The organism is Bradyrhizobium sp. JYMT SZCCT0428 (assembly GCF_018131075.1).
In the GTDB taxonomy this organism is placed as follows: Bacteria; Pseudomonadota; Alphaproteobacteria; order Rhizobiales; family Xanthobacteraceae; genus Bradyrhizobium.
Genome location: NZ_JAFCLS010000172.1, coordinates 1 through 1,147, shown reverse-complemented (window position 1 = coordinate 1,147; position 1,147 = coordinate 1). Strand labels below are relative to the sequence as shown.

Annotated in this window: 2 protein-coding genes; one reads left to right on the top strand and one right to left on the bottom strand. The window is 59.3% G+C overall.

The genetic code is table 11. The annotated features are described in order from the left end of the window. Positions 1 to 117 (bottom strand): isocitrate/isopropylmalate family dehydrogenase (locus tag JQ575_RS44235; protein ID WP_409364898.1); only part of this gene is annotated, 117 nt, incomplete at its 3' end. 35 nt (positions 118 to 152) lie between these two features. On the opposite strand from JQ575_RS44235, the gene JQ575_RS44230 reads away from it, so the two are divergent. Beyond that, positions 153 to 1,147: IS630-like element ISRj1 family transposase (locus tag JQ575_RS44230; protein WP_212039430.1), on the top strand; the 995-nt coding region annotated here is incomplete at its 3' end.

Genomic DNA, 1,147 nt, shown 5'->3' with positions numbered 1-1,147 from the left:
TGCCCGCACGATCTGCATCGCGGCGTTGTCGACATAGAGATGGGTCAGCTCGACATCGGAAAACTCCGCTTCATGCAGCGCGGTGACCTCCTCGCGCCACAGCGCACTAGTACCCACTTTTCTTGGAACGTGAGTCGTGATTCAAGGTCGGGATGATACCCGAAGCAAGAGAAGTCCACCTTTCGAGGAAAGATCGCAAGGTGCTTGAGGCGTGCTGTCGCTCACCGGTGACGTTGCAGCGCGATTTGAAGCGGGCGCGGATAGTTCTGTTGGCGGCGGATGGGCGCAGCACCCGGTCGATCGCCAAGGAAGTTGGGGTCCAGCCGCGGATTGTCAGCCTTTGGCGGCATCGCTATGCCGACCATGGCCTTGAAGGGCTGCAAGACAAGCCGCGGCCTGGCAAGCAGCCGATCTATACGAAGACGACCGACAAGCGGATTCTGAAGCTGCTGGATAAGCCGCCACCGCAAGGGTTTGCGCGCTGGACCGGCCCCCTGCTGGCCGAGGCGCTGGGCGATGTCGATGTCCAATATGTCTGGCGGTTCCTGCGCAGCCACAAGATTGACCTGGTGGCTCGCAAGTCCTGGTGCGAGAGCAACGACCCGAACTTTACGGCCAAAGCCGCCGATGTTGTCGGCCTCTATGTCGCGCCGCCGGCGAAGGCCATTGTGCTGTGCGTGGACGAGAAGCCCTCGATCCAGGCTTTGGAGCGAGCGCAGGGTTATCTGAAGTTGCCCAATGGCCGCGCCTTGACCGGCCAAAGCCACGATTACAAGCGGCATGGCACCACAACATTGTTTGCGGCGCTCGAAGTCGCCACCGGAAAGATCATCGCGACCCATTCAAAACGCCGGCGCCGCGTCGAGTTTCTCGATTTCATGAACAGCGTCACCGCGGCTTTTCCGAACCGCAAGCTTCACGTCATCCTCGACAACCTCAACACCCATAAAAAGAACGAGGACTGGCTCAAGGCCCACCCCAACGTGCAATTTCATTTCACGCCGACAAGTGCGTCATGGCTCAATCAGGTCGAAGTATGGTTTTCCATCTTGCAGGGGCAGTCGCTCAGCGGCACCTCCTTCACGAGCCTCAAGCAGCTTCAGGAACACATCGATGCCTACGTCAACGCATACAACGACAGAGCCGA